Annotated in this window: 18 protein-coding genes, 1 tRNA gene and 3 pseudogenes; 13 read left to right on the forward strand and 9 right to left on the reverse strand. The window is 43.8% G+C overall.

Annotated elements, in window-relative coordinates; all coding sequences use genetic code 11:
- Positions 1–11 precede the first annotated feature (11 nt).
- Complete coding sequence (murQ, locus tag BN161_RS18970) at positions 12–833, forward strand: N-acetylmuramic acid 6-phosphate etherase (RefSeq protein WP_021968228.1); 822 nt, start codon at positions 12–14, stop codon at positions 831–833.
- A complete protein-coding gene (locus BN161_RS18975) occupies positions 830–2,689 on the forward strand; it encodes a serine hydrolase (RefSeq protein ID WP_044269349.1) in 1,860 nt (619 codons plus the stop codon). Before murQ ends, BN161_RS18975 begins: the two co-directional genes overlap by 4 nt.
- Positions 2,690–2,757: 68 nt before the next feature.
- On the opposite strand, the gene BN161_RS18980 is transcribed toward BN161_RS18975, so the two are convergent.
- The 9 genes and pseudogenes from BN161_RS18980 to BN161_RS31165 all read right to left on the reverse strand — a co-directional run.
- Complete coding sequence (locus BN161_RS18980; protein ID WP_044269351.1) at positions 2,758–3,426, reverse strand: FKBP-type peptidyl-prolyl cis-trans isomerase; 669 nt, start codon at positions 3,424–3,426, stop codon at positions 2,758–2,760.
- Positions 3,427–3,447: 21 nt separating this feature from the next.
- Positions 3,448–4,989, reverse strand: a complete 1,542-nt coding sequence (locus tag BN161_RS18985) for a glycine--tRNA ligase (protein ID WP_007210731.1) — start codon at positions 4,987–4,989, stop codon at positions 3,448–3,450.
- A gap of 408 nt (positions 4,990–5,397) precedes the next feature.
- On the reverse strand, positions 5,398–6,363 hold the full coding sequence (locus tag BN161_RS18990) for a ComEC/Rec2 family competence protein (protein WP_044269353.1): 966 nt from the start codon (positions 6,361–6,363) through the stop codon (positions 5,398–5,400).
- A gap of 7 nt (positions 6,364–6,370) precedes the next feature.
- Positions 6,371–6,550: a hypothetical protein gene (locus BN161_RS29535; RefSeq protein ID WP_125910873.1), complete on the reverse strand. Its 180-nt coding sequence runs from the start codon at positions 6,548–6,550 to the stop codon at positions 6,371–6,373.
- Positions 6,551–6,560: 10 nt separating this feature from the next.
- Entirely contained in the window at positions 6,561–7,328 is a 768-nt protein-coding gene (locus tag BN161_RS18995; protein WP_125910874.1) for a hypothetical protein, read from the reverse strand.
- A gap of 88 nt (positions 7,329–7,416) precedes the next feature.
- Positions 7,417–7,533, reverse strand: a pseudogene (locus BN161_RS31080) (ISAs1 family transposase); the annotation flags it as partial.
- 149 nt (positions 7,534–7,682) lie between these two features.
- Positions 7,683–7,898, reverse strand: coding sequence for a hypothetical protein (locus BN161_RS29540; protein WP_044269357.1), 216 nt, complete (start codon positions 7,896–7,898; stop codon positions 7,683–7,685).
- Positions 7,895–8,245: a hypothetical protein gene (locus tag BN161_RS19005; protein WP_044269359.1), complete on the reverse strand. Its 351-nt coding sequence runs from the start codon at positions 8,243–8,245 to the stop codon at positions 7,895–7,897. Before BN161_RS19005 ends, BN161_RS29540 begins: the two co-directional genes overlap by 4 nt.
- Before the next feature lie 413 nt (positions 8,246–8,658).
- Positions 8,659–8,835, reverse strand: a pseudogene (locus BN161_RS31165) (Rpn family recombination-promoting nuclease/putative transposase); the annotation flags it as partial.
- Between the two features lie 342 nt (positions 8,836–9,177).
- On the opposite strand from BN161_RS31165, the gene BN161_RS19010 reads away from it, so the two are divergent.
- From BN161_RS19010 to BN161_RS19060, 11 genes and pseudogenes are all read left to right on the forward strand, one after another.
- The gene (locus BN161_RS19010) at positions 9,178–9,681 is read left to right on the forward strand and encodes a helix-turn-helix domain-containing protein (RefSeq protein ID WP_052356333.1); all 504 of its coding nucleotides are present in this window, start codon (positions 9,178–9,180) and stop codon (positions 9,679–9,681) included.
- A gap of 28 nt (positions 9,682–9,709) precedes the next feature.
- The gene (locus tag BN161_RS19015; RefSeq protein ID WP_125910875.1) at positions 9,710–12,556 is read left to right on the forward strand and encodes a coiled-coil domain-containing protein; all 2,847 of its coding nucleotides are present in this window, start codon (positions 9,710–9,712) and stop codon (positions 12,554–12,556) included.
- Positions 12,557–12,588: 32 nt separating this feature from the next.
- Positions 12,589–13,464, forward strand: a complete 876-nt coding sequence (locus BN161_RS19020; protein ID WP_044269361.1) for a BT1926 family outer membrane beta-barrel protein — start codon at positions 12,589–12,591, stop codon at positions 13,462–13,464.
- Positions 13,465–13,585: 121 nt separating this feature from the next.
- On the forward strand, positions 13,586–14,149 hold the full coding sequence (locus tag BN161_RS19025) for a DUF4369 domain-containing protein (protein WP_044269362.1): 564 nt from the start codon (positions 13,586–13,588) through the stop codon (positions 14,147–14,149).
- 13 nt (positions 14,150–14,162) lie between these two features.
- Positions 14,163–15,245, forward strand: a complete 1,083-nt coding sequence (locus tag BN161_RS19030; RefSeq protein WP_044269363.1) for an OmpA family protein — start codon at positions 14,163–14,165, stop codon at positions 15,243–15,245.
- A gap of 329 nt (positions 15,246–15,574) precedes the next feature.
- On the forward strand, positions 15,575–18,253 hold the full coding sequence (locus tag BN161_RS19035) for a DNA gyrase/topoisomerase IV subunit A (RefSeq protein ID WP_044269364.1): 2,679 nt from the start codon (positions 15,575–15,577) through the stop codon (positions 18,251–18,253).
- Positions 18,254–18,294: 41 nt separating this feature from the next.
- A complete protein-coding gene (locus BN161_RS19040) occupies positions 18,295–19,155 on the forward strand; it encodes a DUF3316 domain-containing protein (RefSeq protein WP_044269365.1) in 861 nt (286 codons plus the stop codon).
- 39 nt (positions 19,156–19,194) lie between these two features.
- Positions 19,195–20,220 carry a S41 family peptidase gene (locus BN161_RS19045; protein ID WP_044269366.1) on the forward strand — a complete coding sequence of 342 codons (1,026 nt, stop codon included), beginning with the start codon at positions 19,195–19,197 and terminating at the stop codon, positions 20,218–20,220.
- A 75-nt stretch (positions 20,221–20,295) separates the two neighbouring features.
- Positions 20,296–20,377, forward strand: a tRNA-Leu gene (locus BN161_RS19050).
- Positions 20,378–20,927: 550 nt separating this feature from the next.
- A pseudogene (locus tag BN161_RS19055) lies at positions 20,928–23,965 on the forward strand (SusC/RagA family TonB-linked outer membrane protein).
- 81 nt (positions 23,966–24,046) lie between these two features.
- Positions 24,047–25,567, forward strand: coding sequence for a RagB/SusD family nutrient uptake outer membrane protein (locus BN161_RS19060; RefSeq protein ID WP_044269367.1), 1,521 nt, complete (start codon positions 24,047–24,049; stop codon positions 25,565–25,567).
- The last annotated feature ends 219 nt before the right edge of the window (positions 25,568–25,786 follow it).

A 25,786-nucleotide genomic window follows, 5' to 3' on the forward strand; every position in this document is an offset into this window, starting at 1 on the left:
TCATCATCATCATGGCATTCGTAAAGATATCAGAGCAACCTTCGCTCTACAACGACTTGGAAAAGAAATCTGTCCGCGAAATATTGGAGGACATCAACACAGAAGACCAGAAAGTGGCATTGGCTGTTCAAAAAGCCATCCCACAGATCGAGAAACTGGTGACACAAATCGTTCCGCGCATGAAGCAAGGCGGACGCATCTTTTATATGGGAGCAGGCACCAGCGGTCGCCTGGGTGTGCTGGATGCATCAGAAATTCCTCCAACATTCGGTATGCCTCCTACGCTCGTCATCGGACTGATAGCAGGCGGTGATACAGCCTTGCGTAATCCGGTGGAAAATGCGGAGGACGATATGCGTCGCGGTTGGGAAGAGTTAGTTGAACGTAACATTACGGATAAAGATACCGTCATCGGCATTGCCGCTTCCGGCACGACTCCCTACGTTATCGGTGCCATGCAGAAAGCACGTGAGCACGGCATTCTTACAGGCTGCATCACCAGCAACCCCGACTCTCCGATGGCAGCCGAAGCAGATGTTCCCATCGAAATGATTGTAGGACCGGAGTATGTAACAGGAAGCTCACGCATGAAATCGGGTACGGGACAGAAAATGATACTGAACATGATTACCACTTCTGTCATGATACAACTGGGCCGCGTGAAAGGTAATAAGATGGTGAACATGCAGCTGAGTAACCAGAAATTGGTAGACCGTGGCACCCGCATGATCGTAGAAGAACTGGGATTGGACTATGGAAAGGCAAAGGCACTGTTGCTAATGCATGGTTCAGTGAAAAAGGCAGTAGATGCTTATAGGGGGGTAACATTATGAAACTCCTCCCTTCCTTTTTCTTCTTTGTGTTGCTTGCCCTGCAAGCCAATGCACAATCCTTGCAACGTGTTGCCCCCGAACAAGTCGGCATGGATTCCCGTCATTTGTTGTACGCTGACGAAGCGATAGAAACCGCCATCGCCAATAAAGACATTCCCGGTGCCGTACTCGCTGTAGTACGCAACGGGAAGATGGCCTACCTCAAAGCATACGGCAACAAGCGTGTGTACCCTAACACCGAGCCTATGACTGTAAACACCATTTTCGATATGGCTTCATGCAGTAAATCCATGTCCACTGCCATCTGTACCCATATCCTGGCAGAACGTGGTAAGCTCCGCCTCCTGGATCCCGTCAGCCTCTATATATCTGAATTTAAGTCCTGGGTGAGCAAAGACGGAAAAGATAAGAAAATCATCCGCATCGCCGACCTGTTGACACATACTTCCGGTCTCCCCCCTTATGCCCCAACCAGTGAATTGGAAAAACAATATGGCTCCCCCAGCCCCGACGGAATGATAGAGTACATAGCCAACTGCCGCCGCGACTTCAAGCCGCAGACCGACTTCCAATACAGTTGCCTTAACTACATCACCCTGCAACGCATCATCGAAACCGTCAGCGGACAATCCTTACGTGACTTCGCCCGCGAAAATCTATTTGATGTATTAGGTATGACCCATACCGACTATCTCCCCTGCAAGCGCGACAAGGATGGGAAATGGATCAATACAGCAGATGCCCATTGGACAACCTCTACCGAAGGTGACTGGCATAGCCTCATCGCTCCTACCGAGAAGCAATCCGACGGCAGTGTCCTCTGCGGACAAGTACACGATCCACTCGCCCGTGTCATGAATGGCGGTATTTCCGGCAATGCCGGCGTATTCTCTTGTGCCGAAGACATAGCTGTCCTCTGCGCCGCCCTGCAAAACGGCGGAGAATGGAACGGACACCGCATCCTCAGCCCATTGGGAGTAAAAGCTATGCGTACCGTCCCCCGTGCCACTGCTACATTAGGACGCACTTTAGGATGGGATAATTTCACCGCCTACGCTTCCAATAACGGAGATTATTTTGGTCCGAATACCTACGGGCACACCGGATACACCGGTACTTCCATCATCATAGATCCGGACAACGATACTTCCGTCATCCTGCTCGTCAATGCCGTGCATCCCGAAGACGGTCATAGCATGGTTCGTCTGCGCTCTCTGATAGCCAATGTTGTTGCAGCTTCTATCTATCCCACCCCACGTATTTATACGGATCATTATTATAAGCGCTTCCTCCAATTCATAGATGAACCTGCCATTACCTCCAAAGACATCGTCATGGTGGGCAACAGCCTTACAGAAGGTGGCGGCAACTGGAACACCCGCCTCAACAAGAAAAACATCCGTAACCGTGGTATCATCGGTGACGAAGTTATGGGTATTTACGACCGCCTGCACCAGATACTTCCGGGACACCCAGAGAAACTATTCCTCCTTGCCGGGGTCAACGACATCTCACACGACCTCACTGCGGACAGCATCGTCAGTATGATACGCATGACCGTAGAGCGCATTCAGCGTGAATCTCCTGATACGAAACTCTACCTGCAAAGTCTCCTGCCTTTCGATGAGAGCTTCGGACGTTACAAAAAGCTAACCGGGAAAACCGACATGGTTCCCGAAATCAATGCACAACTGGAAGTTTTAGCTAAAGATCACAAGATTACATTCATCAACCTCTTCCCGTTATTTACAGAGAAAGGTACGAATGTGCTTCGCAAAGAATTGACCAGTGACGGCTTACACCTGAATGAAGAAGGATATAAAATTTGGGTGAAAGCGTTGAAAAAGAAAATGTAGATTCCTCCTCTATAAACACAAGAGGCTGCCCTTAATGAGCAGCCTCTCTATTTATTTTAAAAGAACGTCTACTTTACTGCTTCTAACAGCATATCAAATGTCAAAGTTGAATAACCAAGAATTGAACTATATCCGCTTTCTCCATATCCACATTGGTAAGGGATATACAACATCCAGCGTTCTTTCGTATGCATATATTGCAATACCGTAGTCCATCCTGAAACGACACCTGTCACACTAAAAGAAGATGGAGAATCGAAGTCCGTGGGCACCTTGGCACCCTCACCTTCAGAAAGCAGTACACCTCGGTCTATTGCGCTGTAACCAACAAAATTACCATCGAATCTATCCCCTAATATTATTGTACCATAATAGTATGTCGTAACTGACTGCGTATAAAGGGGACGCTCCCCATCGGGATTGTCCGACGAGATTTTCTTACAGTAAATATACAAGGAATTCTCTGTCGTACTCTTGTAGTTATCCTTAATAGCAAATAATTCACCTACAGGAATCTTACTAAGCTTAACAGAGTCACCGTTATCACCTTCATATTTCGCCCCTTCTATGATTCTATCAGCCCGACCACCTATGATCAGATTCAATGAATCAATATAAGCTTCATTCCGTTCTCGCCAGTTATCATACCTACCTACTTCCTCTACTTCTTCACAAGAAGTAAATACACCTGCCAAGAGTAACAGGAAAGGTAGAAATATTAAGAGTCTTTTATTCATTCTATTAATTTATTGTATTACTTATTGCAACCCCTTCAGCAATGAAGTGATGCTAACACGGTCTGCAATGATGTTATTCAGTTCAGCAATAGCCACGCGCTCCTGTTGCATCGTATCACGATTACGCAGTGTCACGCAGTTATCTTCCAGAGTTTGGTGGTCAACAGTCACGCAGTACGGAGTGCCAATGGCATCCTGACGACGGTAACGTTTACCGATACTATCTTTCTCATCATACTGGCAGTGGAAGTGGAACTTCAATGAGTCGATGATCTCACGAGCCTTTTCAGGCAGACCGTCTTTCTTCACCAACGGCATTACAGCCAACTTCACAGGAGCAAGTGCGGCAGGCAATCTCAGTACTACACGGCTTTCTCCACTCTCCAGTTGTTCTTCGCAATAAGAAGCAGACATAATACTGAGGAACATACGGTCCACACCAATAGAAGTTTCCACAACAAACGGAGTATAACTTTCATTCGTTTCGGGATCGAAGTACTTAATATTCTTACCTGAGAACTTCTCATGCTGAGACAAGTCAAAATTCGTACGGCTATGGATACCTTCCACTTCCTTGAAGCCAAACGGCATTAAGAACTCGATATCTGTAGCTGCATTCGCATAATGAGCCAACTTATCATGATCATGATAACGATAGTGGTCATCACCGAATCCCAATGCCTTATGCCATTTTAAACGAATTTCTTTCCATTTCTTGAACCATTCCAGCTCAGTACCCGGCTTCACGAAGAACTGCATTTCCATCTGTTCGAACTCCCGCATGCGGAAAATGAACTGACGGGCAACAATCTCGTTACGGAATGCCTTACCAATCTGTGCAATACCGAAAGGTATCTTCATGCGACCGGTCTTCTGTACATTCAGGTAATTCACAAAGATACCCTGGGCTGTTTCAGGACGCAGGTAAATCTTCATGGCACCATCCGAAGTAGAACCCATCTCTGTAGAGAACATCAGGTTGAACTGACGAACTTCTGTCCAGTTCTTTGTACCGCTGATGGGGCAAACGATTTCTTCATCCAGAATAATCTGGCGAAGCTCGTCAAGGTTATTATCATTCAGCGCCTTTGCAAAACGTTCGTGCAATGCGTCGCGTTTAGCCTGGTGTTCCAATACGCGACCATTTGTGCTACGGAACTGCGCTTCATCAAAAGCCTCTCCGAAACGCTTGGCAGCTTTGGCAACTTCTTTATTGATTTTATCGTCGTACTTTGCAAGTTGGTCTTCAATCAGCACATCAGCACGATAACGTTTCTTGGAATCACGGTTGTCAATCAAAGGGTCATTGAATGCGTCTACGTGTCCGGAAGCCTTCCAGATGGTGGGGTGCATAAAGATAGCGGAGTCGATGCCGACAATGTTTTCGTGCAGCAACACCATGCTCTGCCACCAGTATTGTTTAATGTTGTTTTTCAGTTCCACACCCATCTGACCGTAGTCATACACTGCTCCCAATCCGTCGTAGATGTCGCTGGAGGGGAATACGAAACCGTATTCCTTACAGTGTGATACGAGTTTCTTAAAAACGTCTTCTTGTGCCATTTTTTTGTTATATCTATTAATTTTAATCCTGTTCTTTATTAGAAAGCGCCACAAAGATAGGGATTTATATCATAAGTCGGGCAAGTGGGGTATTAATTTATCTTATCGTTGCACATTGTTACCCCTGATCCATTTTAAAGAAACGCATGGCTTCGCGCAATCCTCCCACTTGAATTTCATCAAAGTAGAGATTCCTTTTACCTGTTTCGTCTATCAAGAGGTCAGGTAATTCAAAATCCTTGATATCAAAACAAAACAGTTTTGAAGGTAGTTTATTTATTGCGAATAGTCAGATGATTATCTAAGAGTAATACTTATACAAGTATTAAGTAAGTTTACACATAGTAAAAAAAGAATAAAAAGTCATTCTATCATTATGCGATTCCCAACAAGTGTATACGCGGTCTTTCAGTTCAATCTAAATGCATTGCCCGTAAGGCTCGTGCTATTTATTAGTTTGACGATATTGATAGTTGTCTTTATGCAGCCAAATTGGCTATCTCCACGTCCGGTACAATAAACGTCATGATTCAAATTCTTATACTCTTCAAGCACTCTTTGTACCGGGAGGTTATTCTGATAAACAGTAGTGGTAGAGATCGCATTTTTCACTTGATTTTCTACAAGTTTGCTTATGAAATTTTTAGGTTCATCCGAACCGTGGTGAGGTATTTTTATAAAAAATACATTCTGCAGAAAATCTTCTTTAATGAATTTCACACTTTGGTTTGCAAGATCGCCACAGAACAAAAAATCCATGCCATTAAATCTCAGCGCATAAACAATTGACAAATCATTCATGACGAATTTAGTATGGTTTGCACTCCTGCGCCACTCCACTGCTCCAAATGGAGCAAGAAAATTAAAACTGCAATGAATGCTTCTGAAGCTTCTGGTTTCCACAAACTTCATTTTATATAAACTTCGGCTTTCCCCATCACTCAGACTGACAGGAATAATATTATACTTGCAGCCACTGTTGTAATTCCGATGTAAGTACTGAAAGGCACATGCCGCATCAGGGCAAATTGCAAATTTGTCTTCCCGGTCAAAAGCACTAGGCATGTAAATAAGAGCATTATGATTCGGATCGTACATTTCCAGAACATCAGGTATCCCAATAGAATGGTCCTGATCAGGATGAGTCCATATAAAAACATCAACAGAAGGATTGCCATACGTTGCCAGAATGGCATTGATGTGGTTATAATTTTGAGATACGTTTTTATAGCAATCCGTCAATGAGGTGAACAACACCTCCTGTTTATCACATATTATGGTTAAGATAGCTTCTCCCTCTTGCGGATAACCTATTGTATAGAAATGTATCTGAAGAGATTTAAAATCTTTAATGGAAAACTCTATCTCCTTCACTGTTAACTCACTTTTTATTATACGCTTTTGTGACAACGGAATACGACTTATTTAATGAAGCTGTAACCTTAACGCTTCTTGAAATACCGGAAATTACAGAATTCATTTCCGCAATCGGTTCAAATTTTACAGGCGAAGTTGCAACAACTCTTTTTTTGTCTTTACCTGTGACAAACACTTTACTCATATACAATAATTTAATGCAAACCAATAAATTTAGAAGTGAAGCAGCGCGTCACCTCCTTATGAGAATTATCCAGCATCTGAGAAAAGATACCATTAAAATCTATATCCTTTATAGAATTAGCAGCGCACGTAGCATATGAAGTAACATTTACATCATATATGAGATTTCGGGTCTCCTTATCATATCCTTTACGAATTTCTCTAACTAAATAAACACTCAAAGCCTCATATTCATGCTGATCTGCATATCTTCCATTAACAAGATTGTCACGCTCTATCAAAGGGAACGCTTCCTTATCAAAAACCTTCCACAATTGTCCGTCATCTGTCTGTGCATGATAAGAAGTTATGAATGATATCTTTTGAGGGGTTAATTTTGATGAAAATTCTCTCAGTTGATTGAAGATATCACAAACTCCGACCAGATAATCTCCACCACCATCATATCCACTATAATCTAAATAAAGAAATATATAATAATGGCTGATATATAATTCACAATCAATATTACTTATCTTGAAATCGAAGTATTTATAAATCTTCTTAGAAATTATCTCTTCAATAGAATTGTCTAATGTGTTAGCAACAGAATCAATATCAATCTTTTGTTTCTCCTCTTCTGTTATAAGTCGCTCCTGAAAACAAGGAAATCCAAGAATCTCACCAATGTTTTCTACGAACTCATTTTTAAATGAAGGTACGCTAAAAAAGTCCATCCGAAAAGATATGGACTCATTTAAGCTATTGACATTTTTTGTATACTCTTTTATCTTACACATTTCCTGATCCTACTATCTATTTTAGAACAAAGTTATCTGTTTTTTATTGAATAACAAATTAAACTTAGTTTTTATCAGGGCAACCGCATCAAATTTTCAATATTTTCTTCAGATATTCTATATCCAATGCCGCTTTATATAGCCTCTTCTTTAAACTTAACTTGTCTTTCTGCTCTGAGATGATATGCAAAGCCATTTTTCCTAGTACCGTTACCCCGTGTGGTTGGGGAGACGCCACGTTGCTTTTTACCGTCTATGACTATTTGTTTCTCCGATAGTTCAGATAAGATGGATTGTCCATACGAACGAAGGCAGTGTTCAAGTTCATCCGGACAAATACTCTTAAAAACACGTTCAAAGGTGTCTCCAGAAGAGACGCCATTGGCTAAAGACAACACCGTACCCGAGACGTATCTGAGCCGTACTTGCTCCGTACGTTCTTCGGTCAGAAGTACCTCTGAGCGAAGAAACCACGGACTTGGTACGGAGCAAGTGCATTCCGGGTACGGTACGGGTACCTTTTGCTCCTGTGATCGGCAGTGCATAGCTCAGCACATTGCGCGCATTCATTTCCGCTTTGCATTGCGCATCATAGGTTTCATCAAGAAAGTGTATTCAAACGGAACATTCGGATTGATTCCCTTCCACATCTTTTCCATCGCTTGTATAGCATCCTGTGGGCTACCAACGATCCAGATGAAAATAGGATTATGGTCATCACGTGACAGATTCAAAAAGCGGAAATCCGCAATGGCTCCATCATCATCCAGATTACGGACACCCGCCCCATTCCCCATGCGTAAGGGCAAGTCATATTGCTTCATGGCAACATCTGCAATAGCAGGGTTCTTCCTCAGCACATCGCGCAGTGATTTATAATCGGCACCAAACGTTCCCCAACCATTCACATAAAACACATTTTTATTATCAAACCCAAGATCCTACGATAAAAGGGTATCGATTTGTCTGTAACGTTTATAAATAACTTGTTCTCATTCACAACAAGCAATGCAATTTCAGACAAGTCTGATTTCGCAAGTAGAATATGTAAGAGGTATGTGAAAAATCAAGTAATATATATATATAAATACCCTTTTTATAGAAGGAGAGTTTGTCGCTGATTATCAAGATACTACAAAGTATCAATTTCTTGTCAACAAGAAATTAGGAGTTTGTTGACAAGAAGTTAACTTCCTGTCGACAAACTCCTAACTTCTTGTAAAAGGAGAAATAGCGGATTTTTCGGTTTCCTTACACTACCTGATTGATAAGACAAATATGTTATATGTAACTTGCACGTTACTTGATGAGAATAATCATTGCTTAATGAGCTGTATTTGCACAGCGGGTTGTCCGGCACAAGCTCCACAGGGAGGTATTCTATTTCTTCCACTTCCTGACCGGGCTCCAGCGGCAGCCGTGCGTTGAGCAGGCTCTTCACAAGGTCGGGGTGTTCACCGAAGACGCGCTTGAACGTCAAGTCAGCTTTGGGGTCTAAGTATCTCATGCGATTATGGTTCTATGGGTTAACAAGTTCTTTGTGCACAATCTTAATGCAAAAATATCAAAACCTTTTTCTGAGATTTTCCCACATAATCCATCAAAAAGTCATTATATCCAGTTTTAAGAACAAATAACCTATTTTTTATCCCTTTTTCAAGCAACAAATGTCACATATTAGTCCTAAAATCAATAAAAAGTAAATACATTTCAAATTTCGTAACGGAAAACCATTACTTTGTCCAGCTTTTTAAATTTTTTACTACTAATTTAAAGAATATTTCGCAAAAGGGGTTTCTGTTATAAAATAAATATATAAGTTTGTAGAGTCAACAACAGAAAACATACGATGGAAACGCCATTTACGAAAAGTACCGATAAAATCTTATTTGAGAGAGATATCCAAGATATCCTCCCAGAACGGAGAGCTCATGCAGGTAAAGAAGAGGAGACTCACGTTTCCTGCAGAATGAAAGAAATATATGAGAACATTTTATACTGCATAGAGAATAAAATGATTTACTTGGACACAACGATTAATTTAAGTAAATTCAGTCTTTTATTGTGTACTAACACGACTTATCTTTCAAAAGTAATAAACATATTCTTTAAATGTAATTTAAAAACCTTATTAAATAAGTATCGCATAGAATATGCCAAAGAATTGCTGAAGATGGAGCATTGTGACCTCAAAACCCTACCCAAAAGATGCGGTTTTGCTTCCAGAAGTTCTTTTTATGCCGCTTTCATGAAGTACGAGCATATAGCACCAACGGACTTCAGAGCACACCACATGAGTATAGAAATCAGAAAGAAAATAGATATGGAAATAGATAATTTATTAACCATTTAGTAATTAATTAATTAATTTTTTTGTTATTATGAAAAAGTGGACTTACTTAGTCGCTGCCGGCATGTTGCTTGGAGCGACGCCGGTATTTACCGGATGTATTGACAATGATGAGCCGGAAGGGATCACCGTATTGCGTGGTGCAAAGGCTGAACTGCTGAAGGCTAAATCAGCTGTAGAAGCTGCAAAAGTAGCACAAGTACAGGCTGATGCAGCTTTAACCCAAGCACAAGCTAAAGTACAGGAGGCAGAAGCAATTAAAATACAAGCAGAAGCCAAGAAAATTGAGGCGGAAGCTAAGATTGCTGAAGCAGAAGCTGCATTATTAAATGCCCAGACTGAATCTGAGAAAGCCAGACTACAGGGCATTATTGAAGAAAACCAAAGACTGCAGAAAGAATGGGAAGAAAATGCAGCAGTACGCGCTGCAGAAGCTGAAGCTGCTATTCAAGAAGCTGAATACAAAGCTTTGCAAGCTAAAGCTAAATATCAACAAGCATTGGTATCTTTGCAGAGTGCGCAACAAAGAGTTTTGCAGCCCTATATCACAGCATTGAATACTGCAACAGGAGATTATTTTGATGCTTTAGATGATTTACGCATAGCACAGCGTAATCTAAATAAACAAGCAGCAACAGTAGAAGAGAATGAGGCTTCCAAAGAACTCTTAACAAGAAGCTTAACGAAAGACGTAAGCCTCAAAGAAAGCGCTTTAAAGGGTTATCAAGATGCTCAAGCTGTAGCAGAAGAAGAATTGGCTACTGCTAAAAAAGATTTAAAGCAATCTGATTTAATCACTAAACGTGAAGAAGTGACAGCTAAGGCTCAAACCGTTTTGAAAGAAATGTCTGACTTAAATGTAGAAGCAGCAGAGAAAATTGCCGGATTTTTTACAGGCGGCCGTTTTGAAGCTCTTAAGTCATTATTAAAGGAATATAACGATGCAGTGGTAGCTCCTCAAACAATTGCAGCTGTTGAATTCGATTTTGGTGACGGTGCAGGATATCCGACATACTGGCAAAGAGGAAAAATGTCTTTACCCGAAGCTGAATACTCTTCTGTAAAAACAGATAGCTATATCAATCAGCAGGCTACTTTGAGCTACCTATTGAACCTATTCACAAGCTGGACCCGTGATGAAAACGACAACGCTTGGACGCAAGAAAGAATTGTGAAATTAGAGGGAGAACTCGCCGAATTGGAGAAAGATATTAAAAGTGCAAAGGATGCTTGGCAGGAAGCTGTGAATGCTTATAATACTAATAAGTATAACACAAGCGACATGACTAAGATTTCCGGTTATGACAAGGTTGTATCAGAAATTACTGCTTTCAACAAAGCTGCTGATGAAGCAAATAAGGCAAACGCTGAGCAAGTAAGACTGGAGCGCAAACAGGTAACTGATCAGAAGACAAAGACAGATGCTCTGAATAAGAATACAGAGGTTGCGGATGCTGCAAAACTCAAGGCTATGGATGATCATAGGGCAGCAATGGACAAAATAAACGAAACCGTTACCACTAAGAAAGCTAAATTAAAAACGACTTTAGATAAGGCAACGGAGGCTACTAAGGCAGCGAAAGAAGCTTATGATAAAATTGACTCCAAAAAAGAAGCAGAAAAAGCAGCTGCTTTGGCAGTTTGGCAGGCTGCAGAGAAAGAGCAAACAGCTGCCCAAACAGCATACGATGCATATAACTATAACGCAGAATTAACCCTTATAAACAAAGCTTATGATGATGCAGTTGAAGCTGCAACTGCCCAGAAGAAAAAAGCCGATGATGCTGCCAAGGATGCTTACAATAAGCTATGGGGGAATACCGGTACAGATGCAGCACTTCTGAAAACTGCCGTAGCAAATGTTACAGCCAAAGAGAAAGCTCTGGAAACAGCCAGAAAGAATTTGGTTACTGCTTCTAACGCTTACAACAACAAGCTCACTGAATATACGCAATATACTCAGGCTACACCGATTGACGTTACAATAATCAATACTTTAGCTAACGGTACCTACAACGATAAAGACGGTTATAGTGTAAGAAAGACTGACCTTACTTCAACCAAGTTGATTGTTCTTGACAAAGAAGCATTGATATATGTAGTGAAGGTTCGTTCTGAAGCATTGTTTGGAACAGCTATTTATGGTAGAAATGAATACGGTGATTTTGATGCACGTTTAAAGGATTTGAAAGACGATGAAATCCTGAAACTCATCAACACAGCTATGGATGAATTTGCAGAAGAGTATGGCTTTGCTAATTTAAACGTTTACATGAACCAGTGTAATTCTTATGGTCTCGCCGGTGATCGTTTAGCAGTGAAAGAAATGATTCGCATCGCTAAATCTTGGTTGAACAACGGCAAGCTAATTCAAGGTAAGATTGACCAAGCCCAGAAAGCTCTCAATGACTTAACAAGTGCATTTGATGCAAACGAAAAAGCTATTGAAGCTAAATTGGATGCATTTGAAGTAGCCCACGAGACGCTGCTTACCGATATTGCCACTGCAACAGAGCCTATCGAAAAGAAGGCTGAAGAGCTCAAACCGCTTTATATCATTTACAGTGCAATTCAAGAGTCTATTGAAGGCTATGAATTGGCAGGTGAGACAATGTGGACTGAAGAAACTATCAAAGAGTTCATCGCTGAATTAGAACTCAAAGTAGAGACCTGCAAAGTTACTGTCTACGATGCAGACACAGCTCTTATGTGGGCTAAAGACAGACTTGCGAAGTGGAACAGCGATGACCTCACTCGTTTGGAAATCATGCAGAATGCTGTAGAAGAAGCACAAGCATTGGTTGACCGCAAGAAAAAAGAACTTGATAACGCCCAGGAAGCTTTGGACGCAATGTTAGCAAGCCTGTCCGTAGAATAATCTCTAATAAGAACTACTTTAAATAAAGTAAGATGATTAAGAAACTTTGCACAATCTTATTGTTAGCCGCCTTTGTTGCGCCCACTTGGGCGCAACAAACCGGCGGTAGCAAGGAGGGTGTAGTGTTTGCTCCCCGTAAAGGTCAGTGGCAGGTGTCATTGGTACTGGGTAACAGTGGTCAGTTCTATAACGAAAATACCAGTTACCTCTTGCCCAAGTACACCAACAATTCAGGCTCAATAGGACTTCCGAATGGAGGTACCGATAACTCGGGCAACCTGAATCGCTATCTGAACATCAGCGGACTCAATGATAATAGCTTAGTAAATATTGCCGGCTTGCAAGCCAAATACTTCATCTCCGATTGTTGGGATATCAACCTTTCGTTTGGTATGAACATCAGCATTACTCCCAAGAAAGATTACATAGAGGGCGACAATTCAGTGCCCGACGTAATCATTCCGGATCAGAAGTATGTAAACGCGCAAATGACCAATAATTGGTATATGTCGGTAGGTACAAACCGCTATTTCAAAACGGGCAATCCACGCATCCATCCTTACTTAGGAGTCGTAGCCGGCTTCCAGATGGCACGTATTGAGACTACAGAACCCTTTACAGGCAAGACGTATAGCGACGGTGAAGATGATGAAGACACAGCACTTCCCGAACAAGTATACGTAGCTGCCGGAAAAGCCGGACAAATGTTCGGCATCAAAGGCGCCGCTGTAGCCGGAATTGAATACAGTGTTGTCAAAGGTCTGCTGTTTGGTTTGGAATTCCAACCAATAGCTTACCGCTACGACGTGATCCAAATCTGTCCGAAAGGTTTTGATAAGTACAGCATCAGCCATCATAACATTAAGTTATTTGAGATGCCTATTGTAAAACTTGGTTTCAGATTCTAACAAAAACATCGTTAAGACAACAGAATTAACGTATGTAATGCAGGGAAGGCGGTTCCGCTAACACTATTAGCTGAACCGCCTTTATGCTAAAATACAGTTGACACAATGAGAAAAAAATATTTTGCTTTTACTTCTTGCCGTCACAACAATAGGGCTGACAGCTTGTTCCGGCACCTCAGAAAGACCTGGTTGCCGCATTAAAGGAGAAATTTCTTTTGAAGAATATAGTATGGTTTATCTGATAAATTCCTCCGGAAACCGGATAGACAGTTGTGAAATCAAAAATGGACGCTTTTATCTTGAAGAAGTAAACAACATCACCCAACCATACGTAGCCACAATACACATGCAGGCAGAGCAAGACCCTATGGATATGCTTGATATGCCCGTCGCTATAGAAAATGGCACTGTAAGAGTTGAATTAGCAGAATATATCAAATTGTCCGGTACCCCACTGAACAATCAGATAAAAGGATTCCTCGACGCTCTGCAAAACTGCAAAGACGGAACCTTTGTAAAACAAGACATTACTTCTGAAGAAATAGTAGAAGTGTTTTCACAATTCTACAAGCAACAGATCCTGTCGAACAAAGACAATGCAGTGGGACGCTACATTTATGAAAACTATGGTTCACACCTTAGTGCCACAGACAGCGAACAGGTAAAAGCACAAATGGGTAACTAAAAAACAGTTTACTATGAAACTCAAATTTATCATTACCGCCATGGCACTGACGGCTGCTTGTATAAGTGTCCATGCACAGGAAAAGAAAACAAATCCGAATCCCTGGTTCATTCAGGGACAAATGGGTGCCTCCTACTCCACCGGAGACACCGCTTTCGGAAAACTGATAGCGCCTACCGGAGCCATAGCCGTCGGCAAATACTTCTCACCCGTATGGGGAGCCCGGCTCGCGATCAGCGGCTGGCGCGGACGCGCGGGTTCGGAAGTCAGCAAGCAAGCTCATGGCTTCTATTACGGCGCGGCCACCGTGGACGGATTGATGAACCTCAGCCAACTCATCAAGAAATATCCGGAACGACTGTTCGACCTCAGCCTTATCGCCGGCGTAGGCTTCAACCGTACTTACAGCCACAGCGTCAGCAGCTTTATGGGACGCCTCGGCCTGCAGGGAGCCATTCGCCTGAACGATGCGCTGGACTTCAACATCGAAGCCTTGGCCAACGGCGTATCCGACCGCTGGAACGGACGCGATGATCACTCGTTCGACACCTACTTCACCCTGTCACTGGGACTTACCTACAAATTCAGAACAGGATACAAATGCGTCACCTGTATCTCCGAAGAATATCCGGAAGTTCTTTACACGGAAGAAGAAGTAAATCAGCTCGTCAATGAGCAACGGGCACAAGTGACGGAAGAAGTGAAAGCAGTGATAGCGCAAAAGACCGATACGGTGATTATAGAGCCCGACTGTCCGCCCGCCAAAGTAGTGAAAGGCATCAAAAGCCATGTCGCTTTCGGATTGGGCAGAACAAACGTCGACTCTAATCAGGAAATGAACGTGCTTGCCATTGCCGACTATATGAATCAGTTCCCCGATTCAAAGGCCACCGTCACAGGATATGCCGACAACGGAACGGGAAACCGTGAAATCAACCTCCGCCTTGCCAAGCAACGTGCGGAAAGCGTAGCTAAGCAACTGACAGAAAAGTACGGCATCAGCCGCGACCGCCTCAGCGTATCAAGCATGCAGGACAGTGAGCAGCCGTTCCAGACCAATGACTGGAACCGTGTCGTCATCATAATAGCCGACTAACCAGTATATGTTTTAGAAGAGACAATCATTTCATCTCAATGATTATCTTTGTTTGCTTTCCAAGAAGGGTGCTGCGAAACAGTATATATTTGCGGCACCCTTGTTTTTAGTGTCTACTTTTCCAGGCTGGTACAACTACGGATTATCAAAAGGCGAAAGTCATGCCACTACACTCCTAAACGAACCAGTCAAACAAACGGCAGCATCTGCAAATCAGAGTCCGATAATTTAAAAAACCTTCATTTGCAGGTTTTCCCGAGAAATTTAGTAATTTTGCGTTCGACTGAAAAATTCAGTGATTATTCAGAATAGATATTCCCGGAACAGATATGAGCGAAGACTTTGAAGCACCAAAAGACGACTTGGAAAACGGACTCCCGGAAGGGAGCGAAGGACATTCGGATTATAAACCCGCTGACGCGAAAGACGTAAAAGCAAAATACCAACTTAGCGGTATGTACCAGAACTGGTTTCTGGATTATGCTTCATACGTTATCCTGGAGCGTGCCGTGCCCCACATAAATGATGGTTTGAAGCCTGTGCAGAGACGCATTCTGCACTCCATGAGGCGTTTGGAAGATGGACGTTACAATAAAGTAGCGAACATCGTAGGACATACCATGCAGTTTCACCCACATGGTGACGCTTCTATCGGGGATGCGCTGGTGCAATTAGGGCAGAAAGATTTGCTTGTAGACTGTCAAGGAAACTGGGGTAATATACTCACCGGTGACGGTGCTGCTGCTCCCCGTTACATTGAAGCACGCCTGTCGAAATTCGCCCTCGATGTAGTGTTCAATCCCAAAACTACCGAATGGAAACTTTCCTATGACGGACGAAACAAAGAACCGGTAACCCTGCCTGTTAAATTTCCTTTGCTGCTGGCACAAGGAGTAGAGGGTATTGCGGTAGGTCTTTCATCCAAAATACTTCCCCATAACTTCAATGAACTTTGCGATGCATCCATCCACTATCTGCATGAAGAGGAATTCAAACTGTATCCGGATTTCCAGACAGGCGGCAGCATCGATGTTTCTAAATACAATGACGGAGAACGTGGCGGTGCGGTACGCATACGCGCTAAAATTGAAAAGATTGATAATAAGACACTTGCTATCAAAGAAATTCCTTACGGGAAAACGGTAGCCAGTGTTTGCGACTCCATAGTAAAGGCAAGCGAAAAAGGAAAAATCAAGATAAAGAAGGTAGAAGATCTGACATCCGGCAACGTAGAAATATTAGTTCACCTTGCACCCGGCGTTTCTTCGGACAAAACAATAGATGCTCTGTATGCTTTCACTGATTGCGAAGTTAGTATTTCGCCCAACTGTTGCGTCATCGACGATCAGAAACCCCACTTCCTCACCGTAAGCAATATACTGAAAAAATCAGTAGACAATACCTTGTCATTACTGCGCCAGGAGTTGGAAATACGCAAAGACGAAATACTGGAAAGTCTGCATTTTGCCTCACTGGAAAAGATCTTCATTGAAGAACGCATTTATAAAGACAAGGAATTTGAGCAGGCCAAAAATATGGATGCCGCTTGCGAACACATCGACGAACGTCTGACACCTTATTATCCACAATTCGTACGCGAAGTAACCAAGGAAGATATCCTCAAATTGATGGAAATAAAGATGGGGCGCATCCTCAAGTTCAACTCCGACAAAGCGGAAGAACTCATTGCCCGCATGAAGGCGGACATAGAGGAAATAGACCATCATCTGGCTAATATCGTGGAATATACGGTAGATTGGTATTTGATGCTGAAAAACAAATATGGCAAGAATTTCCCGCGCCGTACAGAATTGCGTAACTTCGATACCATCGAGGCAAGCAAGGTAGTGGAAGCCAACGAAAAATTATACATCAATCGCGAAGAAGGCTTCATCGGCACAGGTCTGAAGAAAGATGAATTCCTCTCAAACTGTTCCAGCCTCGATGATGTCATTATCTTCTTCCGCGACGGGCGATATATAGTTACTCCTGTTTCTGATAAGAAATTTGTGGGTAAAAATATTCTTTATGCCAATGTATTCAAGAAAAACGATAAGCGTACCATCTACAATGTGGTTTACCGTGACGGAAAAGAGGGTACACATTACATCAAGCGTTTTGCAGTGACAAGCATTATCCGTGATCGCGAATATGATGTGACGCAAGGCACACCCGATTCACGCATCATGTACTTCACTGCCAACCCCAACGGTGAAGCGGAAGTCATCAAAGTAACCCTGAAACCCAATCCACGGGTACGACGCATTATCTTCGAAGAAGACTTTAGTGCCGTCGGCATTAAGGGACGCCAGGCAAGAGGCAACATTCTAACCAAGCTTCCGGTACACAAGATCGCCCTGAAACAGCGTGGCGGTTCTACTCTGGGCGGACGAAAAGTCTGGTTCGACCGTGATGTGCTTCGCCTTAACTATGACGGACGAGGCGAATACCTGGGAGAATTCCAAAGTGATGACAGCATCCTGGTGGTACATGACAACGGGGATTTCTACATCACCAACTTCGACCTAAGCAACCATTATGAAGCCAATATCCGTATATTAGAGAAGTTTGACCCGAACAAGGTATGGACAGCCGTACTTTATGATGCAGACCAACAGAATTTCCCATATATCAAACGTTTCTGCATGGAAGCAACCAACCGCAAGCAGAACTATCTGGGAGAAAACAAGAACAATCGCCTGATCTTACTGACGGATGAATACTATCCCCGCCTGGAAATCATATTCGGCGGACACGACAGTTTCCGTGAACCCATGATTATAGAGGCTGATGAATTTATCGCCGTAAAAGGTTTCAAAGCAAAAGGTAAACGTATCACTACGTTCACAATGGAAACCGTCAACGAACTGGAACCTACACGACAGCCGGAGGTTTCGCAGGACACAGAAGATCAGGAGGAAGAAGAGCCGGAAAATCTGGATCCGGATCATGGAAAGAGTGAAGATGACATCCGGGATGAAATAACGGGGCAGATGAAGCTGTTCTAAGTGATTAACGATTAGTGATTAGTGATAAGCAAACTATATCAATGAAGTTATATAAGATTGGTGTAATAGTGGGATGCCTGCTTTTGGCAGGTGAAAGTATAAAAGCGCAAAGTGTTGAAGACAAGGCGCTGCAAGAGCTGAGGGCGGACTCTTCTGCAAGGACACGCTTTATAACCCGCGCCACAATGTACGGTGTCGGCTTTACGAATGTATTCGACACTTACCTGTCACCGCAAGAATACAAAGGCGTTGACTTCCGTATTTCCCGCGAAAGTATGCGCATGACGAAGTGGATGAACGGTAATGTATCTCTGCAAAGTTTCTTCCAGGCAGACTTAGGCTATACACACAACCGGGTGGACAACAACAATATGTTCTCCGGTCTGGCAAACTGGAATTATGGATTACATTATAATTTTCCGATTACTTCCAACTTCAAATTACTTGCCGGAGGACTTATCGACTTAAATGGTGGCTTTGTCTACAATCTGCGCAATGGCAATAACCCGGCACAGGCACGCGCTTACATTAATCTGGATGTATCGGGAATGGCAATATGGGATTTAAGAATCAAAAACTATCCGATTAGTCTGCGCTATCAGGTTAACTTGCCTTTTGCAGGTATTATGTTCTCACCCAACTACGGACAGTCGTACTACGAAATATTTACGTTGGGCAACTGGAACGGGATAATTAATTTCACTTCCCTACACAACCAGCCATCCCTGCGGCAGATGCTGACTGTTGATTTCCCGGTAGGAAGAGCCAAAATGCGTTTAGCCTATCTCTGGGATGCACAACAATCCAAAGTAAATGATATAAAGACGCATACCTATTCGCATGTGTTTATGGTAGGTTTCGTAAAAGAATTGTTTCTCATTCGTGACAAGAAGAAAAAATAAAGTGATAAAGCGATAACATCGTGATAAGGGAATAGAATAATGGGAATAAAAGAAATATATCATAGTAAGTTTAGATGGCTGGGAGTAGCGTTCATGATACTGCCTTTGCTATCCGGCTGTATCCGGGAGGAAGAGTTCAACAATTCACCACAGGGAAACTTCGAAGCTTTGTGGAAGATCATTGACGAGCAATACTGTTTCCTGGATTACAAACAAATAGACTGGGATGCCATCCACGATAAATACCAACCTCTCATTACGTCCAACATGGGTAATGACGGATTGTTCCAAGTGCTTGACAGTATGCTGGCGGAACTGAAAGACGGTCATGTGAATCTGTACAGTTCTTCAAATGTGGCCCGTTACTGGGACTGGTATCTGGATTATCCCCGCAACTTCAACGAAGGTATTATCGAACGACAATATCTCGGAAAGACGTACCGCATCGCTGCCGGCATGAAATATAAGATTCTGGATGACAATATCGGATATATCTATTATGAATCATTCTCCAGTGGTGTCGGCAACGGCAACCTGGATGAGGTACTTTCTTACCTTGCTCCATGTAGTGGCCTGATTCTGGATGTTCGCAACAATGGTGGCGGAAATCTGACTAATTCAGAGCGTATAGCGGCCCGCTTCACTAATGAGAAAGTGCTGACGGGATATATCCAGCATAAGACCGGAAAGGGACACAGTGACTTCTCTGATCCCAAACCCATTTATTTGGAGCCCTCCAATAGCATCCGTTGGCAAAAACCAGTAATGCTTCTCATCAACCGTCACTCTTATAGCGCAACAAATGATTTCGTAAATGCGATGCGCTATTTTCCTAACGTTACTCTGGTAGGTGACAAAACCGGTGGCGGTTCGGGATTACCTTTCTCTTCAGAGCTTCCGAATGGTTGGGGCGTACGTTTCTCTGCCAGCCCCCACTTGGATGCAGACAAACAACATATTGAATTCGGCATTGATCCGGATGAGAAAGTAGATATGGATGAGGATGATACCAAAAGTGATGCCATTATTGAACGGGCACGGGAACTCTTAAAAGTAGTCCAATAAACACTTTCTATGCCAAACTGTTTGCCAGAAAGAAAAAACTTTCTATCTTTGCCACCGCTTAACAAGAAAGCCACTGCGGGTGTGGCGTAATTGGCAGCCGCGCCAGACTTAGGATCTGGTGCCGAGAGGCGTGTAGGTTCGAGTCCTATCACCCGCACTACTAACAAGGTATTTACAGTCAAAAACCCACTAAAACTGCAATTTTAGTGGGTTTTTTGTTGCTTTTAGGCTGTCACCTCGAAAAAAGTACACACTAATTCGGTGACAAGTTCGGTGACATCTTTTCTTCCAGTTTGGTAATGCTATACTGGGATTCATCTCTTTTTATCTCGTAAATGGCGGCCGTCTTATCCAAATCATTCAATGTAATAAGATCAAATTCATTTTCTTCTTTTCGATTCCAGTACAACTATGCTTTTAATAAACAAACCGTCATTATCGTAACAACCATTACGGTAACAGTCGTTACGATAATACGAAGATAATGCAAATTGAGTGCAGAACTTTCATGCTTGCATGAAAAAGTTCTGCCGAAATGCAGATATCTTTCTAACCTGCTTAACTCCTATTACTCCTTTAACTCCTGCGTATGAATAATGCAGGCTAAAGGAATTGTGTTAAAAACCCAAGATTTAAAAGCCCTCGAAATCTTTTTTTCATTTGCATTGTTCTGATGCAATATATCATTCACATAAAAATTTAATGCAATGAAGAGAAACCTGAACCCTCCTATGAAGAGAGCCCTAAGGCTTAAAAATCTATTCTTGACGGTATGTTTCCTGCTGATAGGCACTGCCGCATTTTCTCAGGAACGGACCATAACCGGTGTCGTTACCGACTCATTTAAAGAACCGCTGATTGGTGTATCCATTGTGGTACAGGGCACCAATACCGGCGTAGTGACTGGACTGGATGGTGATTATTCAATCCAAGTTCCGCCAAATGCCACCCTCGACTTCTCATACGTAGGTATGGAGAAGCAAAGCATTAAAGTAGGCAACCAGAGCGTCATCAATGTACAGATGAAAGAAGACTCGCAGATGCTTGCCGAAACAGTGGTCATCGGTTACGGTAGCGCCAAAAAGCGTGACCTGACAGGATCTATCACCAACATTAAAGGTGACGAAATTGCCAACAAACCTGTTGCCAACCCACTGTCTGCCCTGCAAGGTAAAGTGGCCGGTGTACAAATCATCAACTCCGGTAAGGCAGGTGCCGACCCGGAAATCCGCGTACGCGGTACAAACTCTATCAATGGTTACAAGCCCTTGTATGTTGTGGACGGACTGTTCAATGACAACATCAACTTCCTGAATCCGCAGGATATCGAGTCTATGGAAATCCTGAAAGACCCTTCCTCACTTGCCATCTTCGGTGTGCGTGGTGCCAATGGTGTAATCATCATCACCACCAAGAAAGCGAAAGAAGGACAGACACGGGTAAACATCAACGGTTCGTTCGGCTTCAAAGCCATCACCAACAAGATTGCAATGGTAGATGCCAATGGCTTCAAACTACTGTATAACGAACAGTTGAGAAATGAAGGCAATCCGGAATATAATTTCTCCGACTGGACAGGTAACACCAACTGGCAGGACGAAATCTTCCAGACCGGATTCATTACGAACAATAATATCAGCATTACGGGTGCTTCCGACAGGCATAGCTTCTACCTCGGCGCAGGTTATGCCTACGAGCAAGGAAACATCAAGCATGAGAAGTACAGCAAAATCACACTGAGCATCAGTGATGATTATAAAGTGACGGACAACTTCAAAGTAGGTTTCCAGTTCAACGGTGCACGTATGTTGCCGGCTGATTCAAAGAGTGTTGCCACTGCCCTGCGGGCGGCTCCGGTAGCAGAGGTGTATAACAAAGAATATGGATTGTATACCTCCCTCCCCGGCTTCCAGAAAGCGCAGATGAATAACCCGATGGTGGACGTTGAACTGAAGGCAAATACCACAAAAGCGGAGAACTACCGCGGTTCGGGTAACATATACGGGCAGTGGGACTTTCTGAAACACTTTCAGTTCAAAGCCATGTTCTCGCTGGATTATGCATCGAACAGCACACGGACTTACACGCCGATCATTAAAGTGTATGATGCCAGTGCTGAAGGTGATATAGCTACACTGGGCACCGGCAAGACCGGAGTGACTCAGGCCAAAGAGACCGAGATGAAAGTACAGAGCGATTATCTGTTGACTTATACCAACTCCTGGGGCGACCATAGCCTGACAGCCACCGCCGGTTTTACCACCTATTATAATAAGCTCGAAAATCTGAATGCCGGACGCACGCAAGGCGTAGGACTGGTCATTCCGGACAATCCGGACAAGTGGTATGTAAGTATCGGCGATGCCGCCACTGCAACCAACGGTAGTACACAATGGGAACGTTCTACAGTATCTGTACTGGCACGTATTCTCTATAATTATAAAGGCAAATACCTGTTCAACGGCTCCTACCGCCGCGACGGTTCTTCCGCTTTCTCTTATACAGGAAACCAATGGCAGAATTTCTACTCCGTAGGCCTGGGTTGGTTGATGAGCGAAGAGGAATGGATGAAAGGTATCGAATGGCTGGATATGTTGAAACTGAAAGGGTCATGGGGTACGCTGGGTAACCAAAACCTGGATAGAGCCTATCCGGCAGAGCCTTTGCTCACCAATGCCTACTCCGCAGTATTCGGCACTCCGTCCGCCATCTACCCGGGCTATCAGCTTGCCTATCTGCCCAACCCGAACCTGCGTTGGGAAAAAGTAGAAGCATGGGAAGTAGGTGCCGAAGCCAACTTCTTCCGCAACCGCCTGCACTTTGAAGGTGTATATTACAAGAAAAAACAAAAGACCTGCTGGCAGAGGTTCCCGGTATCTCAGGAACCGTGCCGGGCATCGGTAACCTGGGATCTATCGAAAACCTGGGTGTGGAACTTGCACTGAGCTGGCGCGACCAGATCGGCGACTGGAATTATAACGTCGGAGCCAACCTGACTACAATTAAGAACAAGGTATTAAGCCTTGTACAGGATGGATACTCCATCATTGCCGGAGATAAGAGCCAAAGTTATACAATGGCAGGTTATCCTATCGGTTACTTCTATGGCTACAAAGTGGAAGGTGTTTACCAGACTCAGGAAGAGATTGATAATTCACCGAAGAATAAGCTTGCAACGGTCACTCCGGGTGACTTGAAGTTTAAGGATGTGAACGGTGACGGTGAAATCACCACCGCCGACCGTACCATGATTGGCGATCCGACTCCTAATGTTACTTATGGTATCACTCTCGGAGTAGGTTATAAAAACTGGGAGTTGGCAGTAGATATGATGGGACAAGGTGGTAACCAGATTTACCGTACCTGGGATAACTACAACTGGAGCCAGTTCAACTTCATGGCACAACGCATGGACCGTTGGCATGGAGAGGGCACCAGCAATACCCAGCCGTTGCTGAACACGAAGCACACTATCAATAATATGAATTCTGAATACTATATAGAAGACGGCTCGTTCTTCCGCATCCGCAACGTATCATTGGCTTACAACTTTGATAAGTCGCTGATTTCCAAGATCGGTATGCAGGCACTGAAACTCTATGTGAATATTCAGAATCTGAAAACGTGGAAACATAACACCGGATATACACCTGAACTGGGTGGCTCGGCCATCGCCTTCGGGGTAGACGACGGAAGTTATCCGATGCCGGCGATTTATACGTTTGGGTTTAACTTAACGTTCTAAAGGGGCGTAGCGCCCCGGCAAGGTTTCCTTGCGGCGTACAAGAGTAACTCCATATTATAATAACCATAACAACAAAAGATTATGAAAATAAAGAAATATATCCTATCCCTGCTGATTGGTGCGACCGCCCTCTCATTCAGTTCTTGTAATGACTTCCTGGACCGCGACCCGCTGGGACAGTTCACGGAAGACGACGATCCTAACGCCCTTGTAGGCGGAAAAATATTCAACGTTTACTACCTGATGCGTTCGTATGACATCACCGCAGGCATTCCTGCTTTCATGGTGCACATGGTGCGCAGCGAGGATTCCGAGAAAGGTAGTGATGCCGGTGACGGCGGCAACGAAGCTGCCATGTGGGATGATTTCGAGTACACAGCCTCCAATGGTCCGCTAGGCGCCTACTGGGGTCAGAACTACAAAATCATCTATCAATGTAATGAAATCTTAGACGACATCGCCAACAGCGACCATAAGGACGACACCGAATCCATCCGCAACCGTGGTGAAGCCCTCTTCTTCCGTGCCTACTGCTACTTTAACCTGGTACGTGCCTTTGGCGAAGTACCTCTGGTGACTATCAAAGTAGTGGAAGCCTCCGACGCCAATGTCCCCAAAACCACTGCCGAGAAAATATACGAACAGATTGACAAAGACCTGACCGAGGCCGAAAAGTGTCTGCCCTTGAGATGGAACAGTGACTACACCGGACGTGTCACCTGGGGTGCCGCACGTTCCCTGCACGCACGTACCTACATGATGCGTAACGATTGGGATAATATGTATACAGCCTCTACCGAAGTCATCAACTCCGGCATTTATAACCTGAATACTCCGGTAGATAAAGTCTTCACCGTAGAAGGCGAGAACTGTGGTGAAAGTATCTTCGAACTGCAATGTGAAGCCACCGATGCCATGAAAGAAGACGGTAGCATCGGCAGCCAGTTCTGCCAAGTACAGGGTGTGCGCGGAGGAGGCGACTGGGACTTGGGATGGGGCTGGCACATGGCCACCACCCTCATGGGTAAAGCTTACGAACCGGGCGATCCGCGTAAGAATGCTACACTGCTTTACTTCCGCCGCAGTGATGACGAGCCTATCACACCGGAAAATACAAATACGCCTTATGGCGAATCGCCCGTATCTACCGCCATGGGCGCTTACTTCAACAAGAAAGCATACACCGACCCAGCCTTGCGCCGCAAGTATACCCGCATGGGATTCTGGGTAAATATCCGTCTGATCCGTTACCCGGACGTGCTGTTGATGGCTGCCGAGTCTGCCAACGAAAAAGGTTTGATGGGCGAAGCAAACGGTTATCTGGAACAAGTACGCGCACATGCCCGCGGTACACTGACCAATGTACTTCCCAAAGTAGAGTCTCTGGATCAGAGTGTATTGCGTGAAGCTATCCGTCACGAACGCCGCGTAGAACTGGGATTAGAGCCCGACCGTTTCTATGACCTTGTACGTTGGGGTATCGCACAAGAAGTGCTTCAAGCTGCCGGAAAGAACTATCAGCCTAAAAATGCACTGTTACCATTACCGCAAACAGAGATAGATAAATCAAATGGTGTATTGGTACAAAACCCCGACTATTAATCAATTAGGAATTGAATAGGGGATATCAGAAAGATGCCGGCAGATAACTAAGAGTATCAGCCAGAGAAACCATTTGTTTCAAGCAATGAAACACTCAGTTTCACACCGAGAAACAGGTAGTTTCATTGCTTGAAACAAATAGTTCCGGCAAGAGAAACAAAGAAACGCTAAATATCCCCGTTTATCGGACTCTAACTTATATAAAACAAAGATAAGTAC

The sequence above is a fragment of the Bacteroides timonensis genome, from assembly GCF_000513195.1.
Taxonomy (GTDB): Bacteria; Bacteroidota; Bacteroidia; order Bacteroidales; family Bacteroidaceae; genus Bacteroides; species Bacteroides timonensis.